We start from the raw sequence: 18,834 nt of genomic DNA, 5'->3' as shown, positions 1-18,834 counted from the left end.
GCTGGCCTTGGCTTCCATTTCGGAAGCGGCCTGGATGCAGTTGGCCTTGGCYTGSCGCTTGTTGTTCTCGACGGCGTTTTCGGCCAGTGCGAGACTGTTCTCGGAGGCTTGGGTCTGCAGTTTGATCAGGCGCTGGGTATCGCCGTCAGCTTTTCCGGTGCTCATGGTTCACTCCTGGTGAGTTGGTGCGGTTTTCTTGGCGGGGTGGAGACCACACTGCGTGGTCTCCATGGGTTTGGCAGTCGGTCATCCCGGCTGCCGATTCGACGATCAGAGCAGACCCTTGGTCGACTCGGAGGCGTTCTTGCTGCTGGCCTTGGCTTCCATTTCGGAAGCGGCCTGGATGCAGTTGGCCTTGGCTTGCCGCTTGTTGTTCTCGACGGCGTTTTCGGCCAGTGCGAGACTGTTCTCGGAAGCTTGGGTCTGAAGTTTGATCAGGCGCTGGGTATCGCCGTCAGCTTTTCCGGTGCTCATGGTTCACTCCTGGTGAGTTGGTGCGGTTTCCCGCAAGATGAAGGCCACACTGCGTGGTCTTCGTTTGGTTGGCAGGGCGGCCTCGAGGCCGCCTTGCCGGATTCGATGTTCAATGGGCGTACCGTTGCTCATTCACGTACGACAGCACACCGAGCGCAGCCTGGCGCGTGGGTTGGTCGGTGCTGGTGGCCAGCACGTTGTCGACCCAGCGACGCCAGCCCGGGTCACCGCCGAACAGCAGTGAAACGGCGAGGGCCACCTTGGCCTCATCGTCCTGCGGGTGTTCCTCGACACGGCCGCCGAGCACGTTGCGTGCGTACTCCGTCTGGCCCGCCATCGCCAATGCAATGGCGCAGTAGGTCGAGAACGAACCGGGTTCGATCAAGGTGCTTTCCACTGCGTCGTTGATGGTCTGGGCATCCTCGCCGACCCGGTAGATCACCCCCAGCAGCCCGACACTCATCAGGTTGCGGTAGATCACCGGGTACTTGCCGGGGTCGCGCTTCAGGCTCGGTTTGTCAGCCATGGGAGTCTCCTCGGATCAGACGGCCAGGGCGTTGCCGTGCAACGCTTCCCAGACCTTGCGGATCACGCGCTGCGACGCATAGAACGCTTCGATCAGCTGCGTCACGAGCTGGCGCTCGCCTTCCACCTGGGTGGTGTTCAGCATCAAGGCGCTTTCCCGGGCAACCTCTCCGAAGTAGGCCACCATGGCGCGTGCGCGGTCACCGGTCGGGTCCTCGGTGAGCGCCTTCTCGAGGTTCGAGAGGTCGTTGAAAATCGTTTGTTCGATTTGATCGTTCATGATGTGCAGATCAGTTCTTCGGACGGGTTACGGGAGAGGCGCGGTGAGCGCCTCGCTGGTGTCGGCATCGGCCGGTGAGGAAACGGAGAGGTGCTTGACGCCGTCACGCGTCTGCACGTACTGCAGCTCGTCGGACGTCATCAGCGCGCTCAATGACTTGAGATCGGCCGGCGGCGCCGCGGTGGCGGCCACTTCGATGTGGCGCACCAGGGGTGCCAGGTCGTTGGCCACGCGACCGGCGGTTTCCCGCACGCGCTCGACGTTCGCTGACTCGCCGGTGACGACGAAGGTGCCTTGTCCCCGGTAGCTGACCTTCAGCCCGGGTTGAGAGAGGCTTTCGGCGATGCTCTGGGCGATCTCGGGGGCCGACGCGTAGGCATGCACGACGCGCTCGGGGGCGAACGCATCGAGTCGCCGGCGAAGCGCGTGCGCCTCGGATGGTCCGTCGAGCAGGCCGCTGACGGTGACGCCGTCGGCGCCTTGCACCACCTCGAGTCCACCGATCGACATCTCGGCGAGGGCCCGGTCGATGCGCACCTTCAGCGGCTCGGCCGTGCCGTTGTTCTGGCCGGTGGCAAGCGCGGCTTCACGCGCATTCTGGTTCAGGTTCGCCACGGCGGCACCGAACCCTGCGGTGACGAGCACCAGGCCCAGGGCCACCGGCAGCACGCGGCGCTTCAGGCTGCGGGGGGCGCGTTGGGGTGCCGCGGGCAGGGCGTCCGACAGGACCGGCAGCGACAGCCGTTCGATCAGATCGATGGTCGACGGCCACTGTGCTTTCGCGGCGCCGACGCAGAGCACGATATCGCCGAAACGCTTCGGCATGAAGTCCTCGAAGCCCGCGGCCGCGCCGGACGGCGTGTCACCGGCTTGCGTGGACGATGCTGCGATGCTGATCATGTCATCTGGCCCCACCTCGAGAATCACCGGGTCGGACGTCCAGTCGAGGAGCTGGATGTCCGCCATGTCATCGGCGCTGATCAGATAGCGCGTTGAGATCAACTCTACGTAGACGCCGGCATGTTGGCCGGTCAGGATGCGAAGCTGCTTCATGGTCTGCGAACCTCCTGGAATCAGTTCGGCGCAAACGTCGGCGACTGGGCCGGAACGTCGCGAACGGGTGCGGGCACGGCGGGTGCGACGGGCGCTTCGGGCGCCGTCAGGGCCCTGATGCGGGCATTTGCGCCTGAGTCCATCAGGCGCGGCGTGATCAGGAACAGGCGTTCGGTGCGTTGGCTCTGGCGTTCGCGGGTGCGGAAGAGGCCGCCCAGCACTGGCAACTTCGACAGGCCGGGCACACCGCCGCGATGGGTCTGCTCCGATTCGACGGTGATGCCACCGATCAACAGGCTTTCGCCTTCGAGCACGTGGGCCTCGGTGCGGATCTCCGTCTTCTTGACGATCGGGATCTGGTCGACCGAGCCGGTCTCGAAGCTCCCGTCCTCGATGTAGAGTGACAGCTTGATGCTGTTGGCGCCGTCGCTGTAGGTGACCTGTGGCGTCATCTCCAGCAGCGTGCCGGCCTCCACCTGGAACAGGCTGACCTCCTTGTTGCCGGCCACTCGCACGCTCGCCACGCGCTTCTCGCGCATCACGGCCGTCCGGTTCGCAACGCCCAGCACCGAGGGCTTGGACAGGATGCGGGCCTTGCCTTCGCCTTGCAGCGCATTGACGCGGGCGAGCAGCTCGCGTCCGGCGTTGGAGATGACCGTGCCGAGCGTGAACGAATTTACCTCCGTCAACACGCTGCTGTTCTGTGGCGCGCCCATCGAGAACGACCCGCGTGAGCCCCGGAGTTGCCAGTTGACGCCGAGAGCATCCACGCTGTCTGAGTTCACCTCGATGATCGTGGCCTCCAACTCGACAAGCCGCGGCTTCTGGTCCAGTCGCTTGATCAATGACTCGTAGTCGGCCATGCGGTCGGCGCGGCCCTTGACGATGACGGCGTTGCCGCCTTCGTCCGCCTCGAACTGCGGCGGAACGTCATCGCGATCTGGGGCCTGCGCGACGGGGCGCGGCGCGGGGCGCTCGCTGCGGTCGGTGCGACCGTTCGCGGATGAGAGGTACTGTCCGGGCCGGAGCTGCGGCATCATCGCAACGGCCTTCTTGCTCGTGTCGGCCTCCTGCTTGGCATCGAGGCCTGGCTCGCCCGCGGGACCGGATCTGTTGTTGCCCGACGACGCGTAGAGGCCTCGAAGGGTCGTGACCATGCCGGGGATGTTCGTTTCGCCCATCACGCGATCGCTTGCCGAGGCGAACCGGAGGGGAAACACGCGCACAGTCATGCCGGCGCCTTCCGTGACGCCCGCCTCGAGGGCCTCCAGTGCATAGGACACCAGGTCCACGAGGCGTGGCGGCCCGGAGACGAACAGCGTGTTCTGTGCGGCGTCATACCTGAGCGGATAGCGCTCCTGGTCCAGGTCGAGCGATCGCAGCAGGTTCTGCAACTCCTGGCGCCGGAAGCCCTTGAGCCGGAAGATCCGGCTTTCGATCGCGCGTCCGGGGTAGAAGTACAGTGCGGTGCCGTCGTGGTACCAGATGATGTTGTAGGCCTTGGCGATGCTCTTGAGGAAGAGTTCGGGCTTGGTGTTGAAGTTCGCGTTGACGATGCCGTCGAGGCCTTCGGCCGTGACGGCCGGCACGCCCTGGCTGGCGGCGAAGTCCTGCAACACGTCGACCAGGCGCTTGCCGTCGGCGCGGTACACGAAGTTGTCGTTGCTCAGTGAGCGTTGCGGGGTCTTGTGGGCCACCTTGAGGAAGTTCGCCGCGCTGCGGCCCTTGCTGTCGATGACTTTCCCCGGCATGCCAGGTTCGTTCGAGGCGGAGGACGGGCCCTGTGCCCGGCCGGGATCGCACATCCCGGCGGCCGCCAGTGCGAGCACCAGCGCCGTCAGCGCGCGGCCGTGAACGCGGCGGATCGCGTTGGGAGGCATGAGCCGGGTGTCGTGGTGGCTTTTCAAGCGGAACTCCGAATCGTTTAGTTGGCGAGGCAAGCGTAGGGGGCACGGGGAGCGGCCGCGACACGCCATGCGAAGCCGATGCGGCTTTGGCGAAGGCGCTCGGCGCGGCACCGGCATCCACACGCGGGATGTGTGCGCAGAGGTCCGCGGGGTTCGCATTCCCGTTCATCGCTTCGACTTGCGCGCCCACGAGGCGGCCGACTCGGCTGCAATGCCAGTGCTGCAGTGCAGCCGAGCCAGGGCTGCGTTCGCCCGCCAACAAGGACACCCCATGAATTCGACCGACCACTCCGTGCAAGACGTCCCGTACACGAACGGCTACTACGCCGCGTTGTCCCCCACGATGATCACCACGGCCCTGGAGATGAAAGGGCTGAGGGCCCCCGACCTGAGCACGCCGTTGAACTACTGCGAACTCGGCATGGGCTTCGGTGTGTCTCTCCTGGCGAACGCCGCGTGTTTCCCGAACATCCGCTTCTTCGGCAACGACTTCAACGCCAGGCAAGCGGCGCATGCCCGCGAATCGGCGCGCGATGCGGGCCTGGACAACGTCGAGGTGTTCGACGACAGCTTCGAGGAGATGATGGCGCGCGATCTGCCCCAGATGGATTTCATCGTGCTGCACGGCATCTACTCCTGGGTGTCGCCGGCCTTGCGGCAAGTGATTGTCGAGTTCATCGCCAAGCGCCTGAAGCTTGGTGGCGTGGTCTACGTCAGCCACAACGCCTTGCCGGGCTGGTCGGCGGCGATGCCGCTGCGGGAACTGTTCAGCCTGCATGCCCGGCGCATGAGCCCGCCCAACCTGCCGTCTGAAGACCGGGTCCAGCAGGCCCTCGGGTTCGTGAAGGCCTTTGGCGATTGCCAGCCGAAGTACTTCGAATCGAGCGCGTCGGTGCCCGCGCGCCTGCGCATGGTCGAGCAGTCGGATCCGCGCTATGTGGCGCATGAGTACTTCAACCCCGATTGGCACCCGCAGTACTTCCATGAGGTCGCGAAGGAGCTGTCGGCCGCGCGCTTGTCCCATGCGGTCTCCGCGCACCTGGAAGACCACGTGGACGCTGCCTGGTTGTCCGAGGACGCTCTGGGCCAGTTGGGCACCATCGCGGATCCGGTCATGCGGGAAACCCTGCGTGACTACCATTTGAACCGGGGCTTCCGCGCCGATCTGTACGTTCGGGGAGCCTTCCACCTCGGCGCGCAGGAGCGCGAGGCGCGGCGCCTGGACCGCCGCTGGGCCCTGGTCTCGCCGCGCAGCGGCGTCGGTGTGCCGACCTTGCGTGCCGGGGGCACCGCGGTGGCCGATGCGGCGCAATGCGCGGTCTTGCTGGATGCATTGAGCGAAGGCGCTGCCTCCGTGCGCGATCTGCTGAAGCAACCGGCCGTGGCCGCGATGGGCAGCCGCCAGGTGATCGATGCCCTGATGCTGCTGTGCGGCACGGGCCACGTGCAACCTGCACTGCCCGAAGCCCTGCGCGACGCCGCGCGGGCCAGCGTGGAACGCTTCAACGCGGCCTCGATGGCCCGCCCGCCGGAAGAGGGTTCGCGCGTGCTCGTGAGCAGCGTGACCGGCCAGGCCACCGCCTGGACCCACAAGGCGGCGCTGCAGATCGGCCTGTGCAAGCAAGGGGTGACCGACGCACCTCGGATGGCACAGGCGATGTGGGAACTCCTGGCGGCACAAGGGTGGCGCGTGAAGCGCCCGGACGGCGAGCACGGCAGCGATGAGGAAAGCATCACCTACCTGCGTGAGGGTTCGCGCAGCTTCCTCGCCGATCAGGCACCGCTGCTGCGCCGACTGGGTGTGATGTGATGGGCGAGGCAGCAGGCGCGGGGCGCCGCACCGTGTGCGCCACGGTGCTGCGCCGGGCAGCGGTCGCCTGGGCCGTGTTGTGCGTCGGCACCGAGGGCGTGGCGATGACCCGCTATGAATGCAGGCTGCTGGACGGTTCCACCCGCCAGGTGAGCGAGAACCTCGCCGGACGTTTCCCGGGGTTGGTTTCGGACTGCACGCGGGTGGCCTTCACCGCAGCGAACGAGCCGGATCCCTTCCTCGACCCGGTTCGCACCTGGTCGCCGGTGCGGGTCATCACGGCTCCGAAGCGGCGCACCGTGTCGCAGGCGCTGCCGTCCGGTCTGGGGGACCTCATTGAATCCGCCGCCGACCGCCACGGCGTCGATCCGAAGCTGGTGCAGGCCGTGATCCAGGTTGAATCGGCGTTTGCGGTGAGTGCGCGATCCCCGAAAGGTGCACTCGGCCTGATGCAGGTGATGCCGGCGACCGGAGCCCGTTTCGGGGCGAGGTCTCCCGAGCACCTGCTGGACCCGGCCGTCAACATCGACGTCGGCGTGCGCTACCTGCGGGTGCTGGGCGAGCAGTTCGGCAACCGCACCGAACTCGTCCTGGCCGCCTACAACGCCGGGGAGGGGGCCGTCATCCGGTACGGCTACCAGGTGCCGCCGTATCGCGAGACACGCGAGTACGTGCGCAAGATCATGGATCTGTATCCGGACGGCCGCTGAGACACTGCGAGGAATCCGCCGGCCGCACCGCATGGCCCGTCCAGTCCTCGAGCATGCCGCCCTGTTCACCCGAGTTCCAGTTCCTTCAATTCATCGAGCGTTCCATGAACAAGTCAACTCCGCCGGTAGATTTCGAGGTCCGTCCTGCAGCCCCTTCTGAACGACGCGCGCTGTTCAACATGCTGGAGTTGTACCAGCACGATCTGTCCGACGTCTGGGATCAGGACGTCGACGAGCAGGGCCAGTTCGGCTACGAGCTGGACAGCTATTGGTCTGCTCCGGCGCGCAAGCCTTACGTCATCCTGGTGAACTCGAAGTACGCAGGGTTCGCGCTGGTCAATGACGAAGTCAAGGTGCCGGGCGGCCAGCATTGGCTCGAGCAGTACTTCATCATGAAGAAGTACCGTCGCCTCGGGCTGGGGCGTGCTGCGGCCGTGCGCCTCTTCGACTTGTTTCCCGGTCGCTGGCAGCTGGGGCAGTTCGCCTTGAACTACCCGGCCCAGGCGTTCTGGCGGGCCACCATCTCCGCCTACACGCGCGGCAACTACCATGAGACGGAACTCACGTCCGGCAGTTGGGTCGGGATTCTCCAGGCGTTCGAGTCGCCGGCGCCCGCCGCCCCGGGAGCGGGCGCCGCACGGCAGGCCGTGCCCACGCTTCTGGATGAACCTGCCTGACCAGGAACTGCAGCAACTGCAGCAACGGCAGCAACGGCAGGAATGGAAAAGGCCCCGAGGGGCCTTTTCCGTTCTCCGACAACCGGACTCCTGCGCTACCGGCGACCGGCTTCGACCGCTGGCAGGTGCAGCGGCAAATCCACCAGCAGCCAGTGCACGAGGTTGACCTCGCCCAGGCGCTGGGCCAGCTCGGCCGCCTGTCCGGACAGGGTGATGCCCGGCTCTCCGAGTTGGCGTCGCATGACCTTGCGAGCCGTGTCCAGCAGCAGGGCGTTCAGCGATGCGCGGGCGTCGCGCAGATCGTCACTCAGGGCCAACACCCGGCGTTCGAACGGGGAGGGTTCCGCCAAGTGTGCCAGCGACGTGATCAATGCCGGTGAGGGTTGCGCCGACATGGCCGCGAAGGCTTGCTGCGCATCCACGACGAGCCACTCGCGCGCGTCATCGATGAAGGCGGCCGGCGCTGCCAGGTGCGTTTCCGACGAGGGCACTTCACGCACCAGGTGCTTGAAGTCGGCGCTGCTGGCGTAGACGTGGGTCAGTTGTCCCTCCGTCATCCGGCGCAGCATCCGATTGGCTTGTGGCCCATGGGAGCCGGCCAGCAACTCGAGCTTCAGCAGGAGGCCCTGCAGCGCCAGGTGCCGTGCCGTCACTTCGCGCGCGCCGATCTGCGGCAACTCGTCGTTCGACACCCACACCCCGGACGCCTTGAGGTGGATGTCGTTGCCCTCGACCGGCGGATCGACGAGCGAATGGAGCCGCAGCGACACGGCCTGCTTCGCGCCGTTCGGCGTGGTCGAACGCCGAACGGGTTGAAGGGCCGGCGGCACGAGGGACCAGGTGGGCGTCAGTGCGTTTGCAAGCATGATGAAACCTCCATCGAGTGTGGGCGAGGCCGGCGCGGGAGCTCGGCCTGGTAGGCGGTCTTGCGCGTGCCTCCTTGAGGCACGAGCCGGTAGACGATGTCGTCCGGCAGCTCTCGAACGCGCTCCCAACCGTGGCGATCCATGAAGGCGAGGCAGCGGTCGTTGTCGCGTTCGACCTCGACGAGGATCTCGTCCTTCAGCGAAAACAGCCACTGCAGTGCCGGCTTGAGCAGGAGCGCCCAACGTCCGTGATGGCTCGGAAGCACCGCGATGTGCGCCTCCTCGCCGTCGAAGATGATCCCGCCGATGGGCTGGCCGTCTTGTTCGAAACCGATCGACGGGCACGTCGCGTAGAACGATGTGAACACGTCCTTGGTGACGGCCCGCGTGAAGCGGTCCTCGGATGCCGCCCGGTAACGGGCGACATCCGCTTCGTACAGAACGGCCAGGTCGGCCTTCTCGGTGAGTTTCAGCATGGCGTGCTCCTAGGCGGCGACTTCCTGAGGCTCGGGCGCGATCTCCAGCAGTTCTTCCATCGCCTCGCGCACGTAGGAGTCCTCGCTCTGCAGGGCGGTGTTGGCGTGGTAGTGCCAGGTCGGATCGCCGAGGATGTTGAGGCACAGCGCCTTGAGTTCCGGATGGGCGTCCTCGCCCAGGCCGTTGAGATACTGCAGTGCTTCGGTGATGCAGCCGCGCTGGATCGCGATCAGCACCGGAAAGATCAGGTGTTCCTCCGTATCGGGATCCAGCGTGTTCAACTCTTCGAGCAGGACTTCCGCTTCATCCAGCCGGTTGTCCCTGATGGCTTCCACGAGCGCGGTGGCTAGCGTGGCGATCGATGTTGCAAGAGCGTTCGGGTCTTCCATGACTTGGCCTTCCAAGGGGCGGTGCGTTGTTGGGGATGCTTGCATTCGGCGTCAGGCGCGGATGCGCACTTCATCGGCGTGCTGGACGGACTGGTGCACGATCTCGATGTTGCGGGTCTTCAGGTTGCTATCAAGACCGAGTTCCTTGCCCTTGGCTGCGGCTTCGTTGATGGCCCCGCCCACGGCGCCGGCAACCTGGTCGACTACCTTGCCCAACGTGTCCTGCACCACATTCTTCAGGCTGTCGGAGCTCACCTTGCCCGGGTTCTTGAGGGCGTCAGCCCCGTACTGCATCGCGGCGTCGGTGATGGTCTGGGTCGCGTTCTCGACCGTCGTGCGGACGGCGGTTTCGATCCGCTCGCGCATCTGTTCCTTCACTTGCTGGCGCATCTGCGCGCCACGGTTTGCCCCTGCGACAGGCGAGGACGTGCTGGAGGGAAGGTTCTCGGACTTGAGTCCGGCCAGCGCTGCCAAGCCGGTGGGGTCCTTGAGCGCCAACTGGTCGAGAGCCTTCTGGATGATGGCGTCGAGTGCGGCCTGGATTGCCTGGTCCACTGCGTTGTGAACGGCGTCCTTCACCGCATCGCGGGTGCCAGGCAGCTTCTCTGGCGTGCCCTGGGTGTCCTGCGTCTGCTGGGTCTGCTGGTTCTCCCGAGTCTGCTGGGTTTGCTGGTTCTCCTGGTTCTCCCGAGTCTGCTGGTTCTGCTGGGTCTGCCGGTTGCGGCGGGCCTCGCGGTCGGCGTCAGCGCGGTCGCGGCGGTTGGTCACGGCGTCGTTCGCGGCGTCTTCCATCGCATTGCTGACGATGTTCGTGCCGGTGGAGCCCACCTGCGACGTGCCGTTCGGATTCAACAGCTTCTCGAGCTGCCCGGTGAGTTCGTTGACGCCCATCTGGATGGCGTCGCGGGCCATGTCCTCGACCATGTCGGCAGCCGAGTTGTAGATGTCGTCGCTGACGTTGCGCCGCACACTGTTGTTGTCACGCGAGTCGATGTCGCGTGTGTTGGGATCGCATGCGTCGTTGTCGCGCGTGTCGGTCCGGCGTGGGTCGTTCGGCCGGTCGGGCATGTCGACACCGTCACCGCCACGCCCGCGGCGGCCACCGCTGGTCATCGCGGTCTCGGTGGCACTCCCGATCATGTCCACGGCCATGCCGCCGAGCTTGGACGTGCCATTGGGGTCCAGGACCTTCGCGGCGACCTGCGTGGTCTTCTCGACCGCCATGTCGACGACGGAATCGACGGCCAGGCGGGCCACGTTCTTCGCGATGCCGCCCGGCCCGAAGTTCGATGCCGTTTCCATCGCCCCCAGGCCCAAGTCCTTGATGCCGTTGAGCACCTGGTTGAGGTCGCCCTTGGCGATGCCCTTCGCGGTGTTGATAACGCCATTCTTGATGTTGCTCAAGCCTCCCTCGACGCTGTCCACCATCGAGTCGGTCACTTTGGTGGCCAGCTTCTGGGCCTTCTTCAGCACCTTGTCCAGTGCCCCGTCCAATAACTTGTTCGCCGCGAAGGCCGCCGGCGTGAGGTTGATGGCCTCGCGGGCGAGGTCCATGCTGCCGGCCGCGACCTTTTTCAGGCCGGCGGCGGCACCCTTCAGGTCGAGGGTGGCCAGGCCTTTGGCGAACTGACCGACGCCTTCGAGCACTTTGCCGATCGATTTGAACGCCTTCTTGATTGCACCCATGAGAAAGACTCCTTAAGTCAGAGATGTGGTTAGGCCCTTGGGAGTTCGCAAGGGGGCACCGTCCATTCGGCAGGCCTTGCGACTTCAGGACCTTCAATGTCGTTTCGTTGGGTGCCGGCGGTGGTGTCCGGTGCGATGTGGCGTCGGGTTATGCGAAGCAAGGCGGCGGAGCCGTGTGGCAACGCGAAGCCGGCTGCGGCGCATGCCCACGTGTGTTCATCTTGCGTGGCCATGCCGGTGGCGACGCATGGCGCTTCGCGTGCGGCGATGGCAATTCGCATCGGATGTGACGTGGTGCGTCTTGGTCGTCGATCCTCGCGCATCACTGAACCAACGGAACCATCGCCATGCCCTCTGCCATGCACCTCCGCGCCGAGCCGGGCTTGCCGGCACAGCCAGCGCCTCTACTCGATCGTGCTGCGCTGACATTGAAACGTCATTCGCTGATGTACCCGCCGCTGGCCGACGGAGATCCGGCCGGCAGTGCGCACGAACTCAGCACTGACGTGGGGGTCGTGTGGAAGAGCGATGGCAGCACGTTCGACGGCGGAGACACGTTGCTGACCCGGCGCTACTTCGCGTTGCAGGCCATGCAGTTCAGGCTCGATCAATTGCTCCAGGGACGCGGTGCGCCCCATGGCCGCGAACTGGACCTCTTTCTGGATTCGCGCTTCGACCAGGCCTACGTCGATGCTGGTGCGTACCAGCAACTGGCGCTCAGTGCGACCGGGGTGCTGGGCGAGCCCGATGCGCTGCCGGTGTTCTTCGACCTGGGGCGCAAACGCCTCGTGGTCGACACCTCGCGCTTCTTCAATGCCGGTACTGCACAGATCACCGCGGCCGCTGTGCATGGGGTGGTCGCCATGGCGCAATCCTCACACTTCATGGCGTGGCTCGAGCAGCAGCCCGTGCTGACGGGCACGGCCATGGCCGATTCGGTGATGGCGGAAGCGCCCCACGCGCTGCTGGCGGCGGCGCGTTGCGTCACGCGCTATGTCCTGACTGAACCCGGGCTCGAGCTCACCCCGCCAGCCGAACAACTCGCGCGCCGCGTGGGCGCGAAGGCCGTGGTGCGCGCGCTGCTGACCGGCGCAGTGGACGAGACCCGCGCGACGGTGACGGCATTCGGGTTACTCCGCAGGCAGGGACTCTGGGACGCCGGCATGGCGTTGGCTTGACGGCCAACCCTTTGTGGCAACGAAGAGCAATCCGGAGAGGATTGGTGAGGATTTCGTTGAAAGCTTGTGAGGCACAGCAAAGACAACTTTACCTAACATGAAATTCAGTCACTAACGCTAACGCCAATCGCTGGAAATTGTGGAGTATTCATGCTTTTACTTGCTTTGACGTCGCTGCGTGCTGCCCAGGCACACCACAGCTTGACCCGCCGCATCCTTGACGGCGACCTCTCCGGCGCGCTGCGCACGGGACACGAACGCCTCGAGCAGGCCGAGGGCGGGGCCGACCCGGGGAGGGAGCGTGCGCTGCTGGGGCAATTGCTCGGGCGCGCCATGCTGGCCTGCGGCAGGGAGGAAGAAGCGGAGGAACTGTTTCAGCGCCAGCTGAAAGTCTACGAAGGCATCTCGCGGCACATGGTGCGCTGGCATGGTTCGTTGGACCAGGGCGCCTTGATGCTGCATCTGAACCGCCCGGCACGTGCCTTGGAATGTTTCAATGCCGTGGCCAATGAGCGCCAGGCACCTGATGATGTGCGCGTTGAAGCGATGGCGGCCGCGGCGGTGGCGATGCACCGCTCCGGCGATTGCCGCGCGGCGCTGCAGGCCCTGGATGTCGCGAGGGAATTGAGCGATTCGCTGGCCGATGGCCGCATCGGGCAATTGGTGGACTGCATTGCGCTGGAGTTGTCGGTGCTGCAGCGCGAGCGGGCCGGTGAGTCGTTGGGCGATCATGCGCTGTGCGCGATGTACCGCGACGGCACCGGCGAGTCCGTGGCGCATGATGTGTTGCACCAGCAGCTCGGGGCCGCGGCCGGGGCCTTCGATGGGGAGGCGCCCCTGGTGGCACTCCGGCTGCGCCACCTGCAGCGCCTGCTGGCGAAAGACTGCGTCGGCGCCACTGCTGCCGCGCACGTCAACGAGGGGCTGTCGTGGTTGCGTGAGCGGCGCATCACCGGCATGGAAACGCACGCGCGTGTCGAGGCCGCGCTCATGCTCATCGGCCGCGGTGCGATGCAGGCAGCGGGAGATGTGCTGGCGCAGCTCACCTTCAATGAACAGCAAGTGCACCGGAGCCGGTATGCGGTGGAGTTGCAGTACTGCCTGGCGAGGCTGCACCAGCATCACGGGCGCCACCTCGACGCGCTGCGGCTGTACCGTCTTCACACCCAGCATGCCGTGCAGTCGCTCATGAACAACGTGCAGGGCAAGACGCCCCACTTCCTGCAGATGGCCGCAGAGGAAGGGCAGGGTGACGCCGCAAGAATGCGCCTGCCGCTGCGCTACCGCCGTGCCTATCAGTATGTGATGGACCACTTGAACGACGAGCATCTGTCGGTGCGCCAGACCGCCGCCCATGTCGGCGTCACCGAGCGAGCCCTCCAGCTGGCCTTTCGTGCCCACTTGGGCATGACGCCCGCCGAGTTGATCCGCACGCGCCGCATGGAGCGCATCCACGGCGATCTGCGCGAGTGTGGCGGCACCGAGGGCGTGCTGGAGGTGGCGTCGAGGTGGGGCATCAAGAACCGCTCGACGCTGGTTCACAACTATCGGCAACAGTTCGATGAGACGCCGATGCAGACGTTGCACGGCAACGTGGACGCGCGGACTTCCGAACGGTGATCGCGGCGGGGGCCGATTCCATCGGGCCTCGCCTGGCCGGTGGCACGGCCCGGTGGGCGCTCGCTCACGCGGCGGAAATGGTGACCCAGTACCGCGTTCGTTCGACGATGTGTACCGGCTGGGTTTGCGCCAACGCACGCAGCGTGCTGTCGGTATCGTCCAGTGAGAAAACGCCGCTGATGCGGATTTGTGCGGCCTTGGGGTCGATGCGCAGCACGCCGGGGCGGTAGGTCTGCAAGGCGGCGACCAGCACGGAGAGTGGTTCGTTGTCCAGTGCCACGAGGCCTTGTGTCCACAGCGCCTCGTTGCCATGCCTCGATTCCACGATCGGGCTGGAGTTGGCCTTCAGGCAGACGCGACTCCCCTCGGAGACTTGTGCCTGATCGCCCGACAGGCAGGTGGCCGTCACGTTGCCGCCGAGCACGGCAATCTGCGCGTGTTGCGTGTCCGCGTGGGCCACGAACCGGGCCGCCCCGTTGGCCCGCACCTGGCCGAAGGGTGTCCGCACCATCAGCGGGCGGTCTGGCTGGTCGAGCGCCTCGACGAGCACGCGGCCATGGCGCAGCGTCACGGTGCGTTGTGTCTGGTCGAACGCGAGGTCGACGGCCGTGCGCGCGTCGAGCAGCAGTGTGCTGCCGTCAGGCAGCGAGGTTTCCTTGCGTTCCGCGATGCCGGTGGACCGGTCTGCCAACAAGCCGTACTCGCGCGCGCCGTGCCAGCCCAGGAACCCGGCGGTCGTGCCGACGGCGCCAAAGGTCAGCATGGAGCGCAGGGCGGAGCGCCTGCTGGCGCGAGAGGTGGCGGTCTGGAGCGCCGCGCTCGGCACGCCCTGGCTCCGGAGTTGCTCGAGAGGGCCGAGCGCACGCGTGAGCTTCTGGGCCGCTGCCTCATGGCCGGGGTCATTCGAGCGCCAATCCGCGTAGGCAGCCCACTCGGCCGGTCCGGCTTCGCCCGAGCGCAGGAACACTGTCCATTCCACTGCCTTCGCGACATGGGGGTCAAGATTCAGGCTGGCCATTGCGATGTGTCGTCCTCTTGCCGTTTCAGGCGGTTGCGGCCAGGATGGCCGAGAGCGCCCGGGTCATGTACTGTCGCACCATGCTGGCCGAGACCCCGAGTTCCTGGGCGATCTCGGCATACGTCACGGCGTCGAGCTGGCTGCGCAGGAATGCGTGCCGGGCCTTGGCGGGCAATGAGTCCAGCGCAGCATCCACGGCCAGGAGCGCTTCCATCACCAGCGCCCGCTCCTCCGGAGAGGGGTAGGTGGGCTCAGGCGCCGCCGCCAGCGTCTGCAGGTAGGCCTGCTCCAGGTCCCGCCGGCGCCAGGTCTCGAACAGCACGCGCTTGGCGATGGTCGCGAGCAAGGCTCGCGGCTCTCGCACCTCTTCCAACGCACGATGCTCGGCCAGCTGCAAGAACGCTTCAGCCGCGACGTCTTCCGCGCCGTGGGGATTGCCGGTGTGCCGGCGCATCTTGTCGCGCAGCCAAGTGTAGTGCTCGCGAAAGATGTGGTGCAGGCGGGCTTGCATTTGCTTACCCACTCACAGCATCAAGGGGGCATCCCGCCGGGCGGGCTGGGAGTAACGTGAAGGGGGCAGGCATGGCGAGATGGCACGACGTTTGTCATGGCGGATCGCTGTTGCTTGGGAGGGGAGAGCGCCTGACGTCATTTTTTTTTGCGTGGTCGCTGTCACTTTGGCCGACTCGTTCCACATACGAGATGGGAGCGCAATTTTTGCCATTTAGTCCAGAGTGGAGGATCGGATGAAATTAGCATCGCTGTTCGTCAACAAGGCCAAGCAAGCCACCATTGCGTGGGAACTCGCCTCCCGCGGCGTGGAAATGGTACCAGTGCAGTCTGTCGACGGCCTGTTGCAATTACTTAGGCGTTGCGAGTTCCAGGCAGTTTTGCTCGAAGACTCCGACACCGACCTCATCGACTGGCTCGCCGTGCTGCAAATGCGCATGGCCGGGGCCGTGCCGGTCGTCGTTGTCGGCGGGGCTTCGGGGCTCGGCATGTCGGAGGCGCTGCAGCACGGCGCCACCGACTACGAGGAATACAGCGGTTCGGTGGAGGGGCTCCTGGCGCGCCTGCGGGCGCGTGTCGGAACGCGCGGCGCACCGGTCAGGCTCGGCATGGAGGTGGGTCCCTACTCGCTTCGACAGGCGACCTCCGTGGTGTTGCGCGACGGTGTGGAGATCAACCTCACCGCACGCGAGTTCGCGTTGGCGTGGGTGCTGTTCTCGAACGTTGGCCGCGTGGTCAGCGCGCCCAGCCTGTCGGCCCGCGTGTGGGGCCGGTCCAGCGAGGTGTGCAAGCGCACGCTGGAACAGCACATCTACAAGTTGCGCCGCAAGTTGGTGCCGGATGCCTCCTGCTCGGCGCTCAAGATCAACGCGGTCTATGGCATCGGATACCGCCTGGATCTCGTCGCCCAGGGCTCGGGCATGAGCGGCTCCGTGGCAGCCCGTCCGAGTGCGGGCGAACGACCGCGCCCGCCTAGCCCCACCCTCGCTCCCGCGGTGCCGTCCTTTGCCTGTGAAATGCGGATGGCATTCGGCGACGAGCGGGACCTGCGGTTCACTTGCCCGCCTGAGGCAAGGATCGGCTCCACTGACATCGGTTCGGCTGAAACGCAGGAGGCCGCTTGACCATGAGCCTCCATGAAATCTACTCGTCAGCGGTGCTCGCGGACGCGCCATGGGATGGCGCTATCCTGGTCCAGGGGTGGACCGAGTCCAGGCAAGGAATGGCGCAACGGACGTCGCAACGGACGGCGCAGGAGCCCGTAAAAGAGACGGTGAAAGATGCGGTGAGACAGGAGAGGGTGTACCGGTTCGGGCGATGCGAGCTTCGGGTCGCACGCAGAGAGTTGCTTGTCGATGGTGCGGTGCAGTTGGTGGAGCCCAAGGCGTTCGACGTGCTGGTGTTCCTGATCGAGCAGCGCGCACGCGTTGTCTCCAAGGTCGAGTTGCTGGACCGTGTGTGGAAGAACCAGTTCGTGTCGGTGGGCGTGATCGCGCGTGCGGTCATGAAAGCGCGCCAGGCCATCTGCGATCGCGGCGAGGTGCCCACCTTGATCGGTACGGTCCCGCGCGTGGGCTACCGATTCATCGGTGAGATCGATGCGCCCACGGGCCGTGTGACACCGCCCGTGCCGCCCTTGTTCGTCAGGCCCCCCATGCGGCCCGGCACCGTCTCCCTGGCGCTGCTGCCCTTCGAGAACCAGACGGGCCAGCCGGAGATGGACTGGATCGAACTGGGGCTCATGTCCATGGTGCTCAAGTCATTGAGCGAGGGCTCCCGTGTGAGCGTTCCCCCGATGGCATCCTTGCTGAGCGCACTGGGTACGCTGCCCGGGCCGTGTCAGGTGGAAGAGCGTGTGGGCGTGGTGCGGGAGCTGCTGCAGGTTCGGCAGGTGGTGCATGTGGTGGTTGCACGCGAGGGCTCGGAGTACGTGCTGGACTACAGCATCGCGCCGCAAGTGGCCTTCCATCGCCTTCGTGGGCCTGACCTCATTTCATTGAGCCGCCTCCTGGTCTGGGCGCTCGAAGCAGCGATGTTCTCGGTCGGACTGGACTGAGAGGCTGAGAGTCTTTCGATCATGCCCGCTCATCACGCCAAAAGACGCCCGCTCGTCGTTGCGAATGCTCGCCATAGCCCGAGCTATGGCTCCGCTTCGCGCCTAGATCGGCCGCCTTTTGGCGCGCTGCTCGGGCACGCTCGAAAGCGCCATCAGGGCGTGTTGCTGATCCTGCGGATCTTGTGGCCGTCGGAATCCGCGACGTAGAGCGTGCCGCCCGCGGCGTCCAGGGCCAGGCCGATGGGGCCGTTGAATGACGCTGCGAGTGCCGTGCCGTCGGTGCCGCCAAGGCTTCCCGTGCCCGCGAAGGTCGTGACCACGCCGACCGCGGTGACCCTGCGAATTGTTTTGCCGCCGTAGGTCGACACGTAGAGCGTCCCGCCGCCATCGACCGCTATCCCGGACGGGTAGTGGAACGAGGCCGCCGTACGGAGGGGTGTGCAGTTCACCGCCACATTGCTCACGGCCGCCGAACCCATGGTGCCGGTGCTGTTGGTCACACGGCAAGTCAGCCAGGAAACTGGTGGCGCCACTGTCCACGCCGAGCGTGTCGCTGCCATTGGCCAGTACCAGGCCTGAAGCGTTCAGGCCGCCGAGCGGAAAACTGCCCGGGAGGTCACTTCCGAAGTCGAGCCAGCAGCCCGCCAATGCGAGCAGTCGGCATCTGAAGCCGAGGCTCCGTGCGCATGCACCGGCAGTGACTCCGCACTGAGCGGCCGGCCGGCTTCTGCGCCGCGCAAGGCGCGCGGTTCATCGACGAGGCGGGCGACCTGCGCCACTCGTTCGAACTCACCAGCCGGTTGAGGGCTTGTTCCGAGCCAACGTCTTGATCGAACCAGTTCAATTTTTGTTTCAGTCTGCGGCAATTCTCGCGGTTTTCTGTCTTTTTGGACCGGGTCATCCTGTCAGACACTTGCCGACAAGACCTTCGCGATAGAACGCGCGTTGCCCTCCCTCATCGACGAACAACACGGACATGCGAGCACGAACGCCAGCACTTCGAATGGCAACTGCAAGAATCGTCGTGGCGGCAATGGCCTCGCTGTGCCTGCGTGTGCCGCAAGCGGCAGTTCCCCAGCAAGAACTGGATTTCGATATCCCCGCAGGGGCCCTCAGTACCGCGCTGATCGAGATCGGGCGGCGCAGCGGGGTGATCGTGTCGTTCCGGCCGGAGCTTGTCGGCACGCATTCGGCCGGGCCGATCCGGGGGCGCTTCGTGCTCGAGGAGGCGCTCGCGCGGGCGTTGCTCGGCACCGGCTTGTCGGTCGATGTCAAACCGGACGGCGCGGTGACGGTCGTGGCTGCTCCGCCGTCAGCCCTGGGTCGTTCTCCGGAACCAGCAACGTCCGATGGCGGCACCCTGCCGACCGTGCAGGTGAGCGCTTCGGCCGACGCGCCGACCGACATCGGGCTCCTGGCGCCGAGCGCCTCGACGGCCACGCGCACAGACACGGTGTTGTCGCGGGTGCCACAAGCGGTGTCGGTCGTGACGCGAGATGCCATGGATCTGCAGGGTGCGCAGACGAGCACCGACGCACTGCTTCACGTTCCCGGTGTGACGGCGCAGATCTACGATGTTTCGCTCGGCATNGCGAGAT

Annotated in this window: 19 protein-coding genes and 1 pseudogene; 8 read left to right on the top strand and 12 right to left on the bottom strand. The window is 65.9% G+C overall.

Annotated features, from left to right (window positions below; all coding sequences use genetic code 11):
* Nucleotides 1-270 precede the first annotated feature (270 nt).
* The 5 genes from ASC87_RS12655 to sctC form a co-directional block, all read right to left on the bottom strand.
* The gene (locus ASC87_RS12655; protein ID WP_056661920.1) at nucleotides 271-474 is read right to left on the bottom strand and encodes a hypothetical protein; all 204 of its coding nucleotides are present in this window, start codon (nucleotides 472-474) and stop codon (nucleotides 271-273) included.
* Nucleotides 475-583: 109 nt separating this feature from the next.
* Nucleotides 584-1,000 (bottom strand): hypothetical protein, encoded by a 417-nt coding sequence (locus tag ASC87_RS12650; RefSeq protein ID WP_056661917.1) that lies wholly within the window; start codon nucleotides 998-1,000, stop codon nucleotides 584-586.
* A 15-nt stretch (nucleotides 1,001-1,015) separates the two neighbouring features.
* Nucleotides 1,016-1,279 carry a hypothetical protein gene (locus tag ASC87_RS12645; protein ID WP_056661914.1) on the bottom strand — a complete coding sequence of 88 codons (264 nt, stop codon included), beginning with the start codon at nucleotides 1,277-1,279 and terminating at the stop codon, nucleotides 1,016-1,018.
* A gap of 27 nt (nucleotides 1,280-1,306) precedes the next feature.
* Complete coding sequence (gene hrpD5 / locus ASC87_RS12640) at nucleotides 1,307-2,332, bottom strand: HrpD5 family protein (protein ID WP_056661910.1); 1,026 nt, start codon at nucleotides 2,330-2,332, stop codon at nucleotides 1,307-1,309.
* 20 nt (nucleotides 2,333-2,352) lie between these two features.
* Complete coding sequence (gene sctC / locus ASC87_RS12635) at nucleotides 2,353-4,239, bottom strand: type III secretion system outer membrane ring subunit SctC (RefSeq protein ID WP_235582157.1); 1,887 nt, start codon at nucleotides 4,237-4,239, stop codon at nucleotides 2,353-2,355.
* Between the two features lie 271 nt (nucleotides 4,240-4,510).
* On the opposite strand from sctC, the gene ASC87_RS12630 reads away from it, so the two are divergent.
* The 3 genes from ASC87_RS12630 (at nucleotide 4,511) to ASC87_RS12620 (ending at nucleotide 7,436) form a co-directional block, all read left to right on the top strand.
* On the top strand, nucleotides 4,511-6,049 hold the full coding sequence (locus ASC87_RS12630; RefSeq protein ID WP_056661904.1) for a class I SAM-dependent methyltransferase: 1,539 nt from the start codon (nucleotides 4,511-4,513) through the stop codon (nucleotides 6,047-6,049).
* The gene (locus tag ASC87_RS12625; RefSeq protein WP_235582156.1) at nucleotides 6,049-6,759 is read left to right on the top strand and encodes a lytic transglycosylase domain-containing protein; all 711 of its coding nucleotides are present in this window, start codon (nucleotides 6,049-6,051) and stop codon (nucleotides 6,757-6,759) included. The genes ASC87_RS12630 and ASC87_RS12625 overlap by 1 nt, the downstream gene beginning before the upstream one ends.
* 104 nt (nucleotides 6,760-6,863) lie before the next feature.
* Nucleotides 6,864-7,436: a GNAT family N-acetyltransferase gene (locus tag ASC87_RS12620; RefSeq protein ID WP_162255153.1), complete on the top strand. Its 573-nt coding sequence runs from the start codon at nucleotides 6,864-6,866 to the stop codon at nucleotides 7,434-7,436.
* Nucleotides 7,437-7,531: 95 nt separating this feature from the next.
* Here ASC87_RS12620 and ASC87_RS12615 read toward each other — a convergent pair whose 3' ends face one another.
* Genes ASC87_RS12615 through ASC87_RS12600 form a run of 4 tightly spaced genes read right to left on the bottom strand, consistent with a single transcriptional unit; the run spans nucleotide 7,532 to nucleotide 10,854 of the window.
* Nucleotides 7,532-8,302 carry a hypothetical protein gene (locus tag ASC87_RS12615; protein WP_056661898.1) on the bottom strand — a complete coding sequence of 257 codons (771 nt, stop codon included), beginning with the start codon at nucleotides 8,300-8,302 and terminating at the stop codon, nucleotides 7,532-7,534.
* Nucleotides 8,284-8,778: a GNAT family N-acetyltransferase gene (locus ASC87_RS12610; protein WP_056661895.1), complete on the bottom strand. Its 495-nt coding sequence runs from the start codon at nucleotides 8,776-8,778 to the stop codon at nucleotides 8,284-8,286. The genes ASC87_RS12615 and ASC87_RS12610 overlap by 19 nt, the downstream gene beginning before the upstream one ends.
* Nucleotides 8,779-8,787: 9 nt before the next feature.
* Entirely contained in the window at nucleotides 8,788-9,168 is a 381-nt protein-coding gene (locus tag ASC87_RS12605) for an HrpB1 family type III secretion system apparatus protein (RefSeq protein ID WP_056661892.1), read from the bottom strand.
* A 51-nt stretch (nucleotides 9,169-9,219) separates the two neighbouring features.
* Nucleotides 9,220-10,854 (bottom strand): hypothetical protein, encoded by a 1,635-nt coding sequence (locus ASC87_RS12600; RefSeq protein WP_056661890.1) that lies wholly within the window; start codon nucleotides 10,852-10,854, stop codon nucleotides 9,220-9,222.
* 347 nt (nucleotides 10,855-11,201) lie between these two features.
* On the opposite strand from ASC87_RS12600, the gene ASC87_RS12595 reads away from it, so the two are divergent.
* Together ASC87_RS12595 and ASC87_RS12590 are read left to right on the top strand one after the other, a co-directional pair.
* Nucleotides 11,202-12,032, top strand: a complete 831-nt coding sequence (locus tag ASC87_RS12595; RefSeq protein WP_157604005.1) for a hypothetical protein — start codon at nucleotides 11,202-11,204, stop codon at nucleotides 12,030-12,032.
* 201 nt (nucleotides 12,033-12,233) lie between these two features.
* Nucleotides 12,234-13,652 carry a helix-turn-helix transcriptional regulator gene (locus tag ASC87_RS12590; RefSeq protein WP_157604004.1) on the top strand — a complete coding sequence of 473 codons (1,419 nt, stop codon included), beginning with the start codon at nucleotides 12,234-12,236 and terminating at the stop codon, nucleotides 13,650-13,652.
* A gap of 64 nt (nucleotides 13,653-13,716) precedes the next feature.
* On the opposite strand, the gene ASC87_RS12585 is transcribed toward ASC87_RS12590, so the two are convergent.
* Together ASC87_RS12585 and ASC87_RS12580 are read right to left on the bottom strand one after the other, a co-directional pair.
* Nucleotides 13,717-14,670, bottom strand: a complete 954-nt coding sequence (locus tag ASC87_RS12585) for a FecR domain-containing protein (protein WP_056661880.1) — start codon at nucleotides 14,668-14,670, stop codon at nucleotides 13,717-13,719.
* 25 nt (nucleotides 14,671-14,695) lie between these two features.
* Complete coding sequence (locus tag ASC87_RS12580) at nucleotides 14,696-15,181, bottom strand: sigma-70 family RNA polymerase sigma factor (RefSeq protein ID WP_056661877.1); 486 nt, start codon at nucleotides 15,179-15,181, stop codon at nucleotides 14,696-14,698.
* A gap of 235 nt (nucleotides 15,182-15,416) precedes the next feature.
* Between ASC87_RS12580 and ASC87_RS12575 the strand changes: the two genes are divergently transcribed.
* Complete coding sequence (locus tag ASC87_RS12575; protein ID WP_056661875.1) at nucleotides 15,417-16,304, top strand: response regulator transcription factor; 888 nt, start codon at nucleotides 15,417-15,419, stop codon at nucleotides 16,302-16,304.
* Nucleotides 16,305-16,306: 2 nt separating this feature from the next.
* Nucleotides 16,307-17,236 (top strand): winged helix-turn-helix domain-containing protein, encoded by a 930-nt coding sequence (locus tag ASC87_RS12570; protein ID WP_082568589.1) that lies wholly within the window; start codon nucleotides 16,307-16,309, stop codon nucleotides 17,234-17,236.
* Nucleotides 17,237-17,388: 152 nt separating this feature from the next.
* Here the strand turns inward: ASC87_RS12570 and ASC87_RS12565 are convergent, their stop codons facing one another.
* Nucleotides 17,389-17,736 carry a hypothetical protein gene (locus tag ASC87_RS12565; protein WP_056661869.1) on the bottom strand — a complete coding sequence of 116 codons (348 nt, stop codon included), beginning with the start codon at nucleotides 17,734-17,736 and terminating at the stop codon, nucleotides 17,389-17,391.
* A gap of 476 nt (nucleotides 17,737-18,212) precedes the next feature.
* On the opposite strand from ASC87_RS12565, the pseudogene ASC87_RS33755 reads away from it, so the two are divergent.
* Nucleotides 18,213-18,826: pseudogene (locus tag ASC87_RS33755) on the top strand (TonB-dependent receptor plug domain-containing protein); the annotation flags it as partial.
* Between the last annotated feature and the right edge of the window lie 8 nt (nucleotides 18,827-18,834).

Origin of the sequence: Rhizobacter sp. Root1221, from assembly GCF_001425785.1 — a bacterium.
GTDB lineage: Bacteria > Pseudomonadota > Gammaproteobacteria > Burkholderiales > Burkholderiaceae_C > Rhizobacter.
This window is presented reverse-complemented; position numbering and strand designations above follow the sequence as displayed.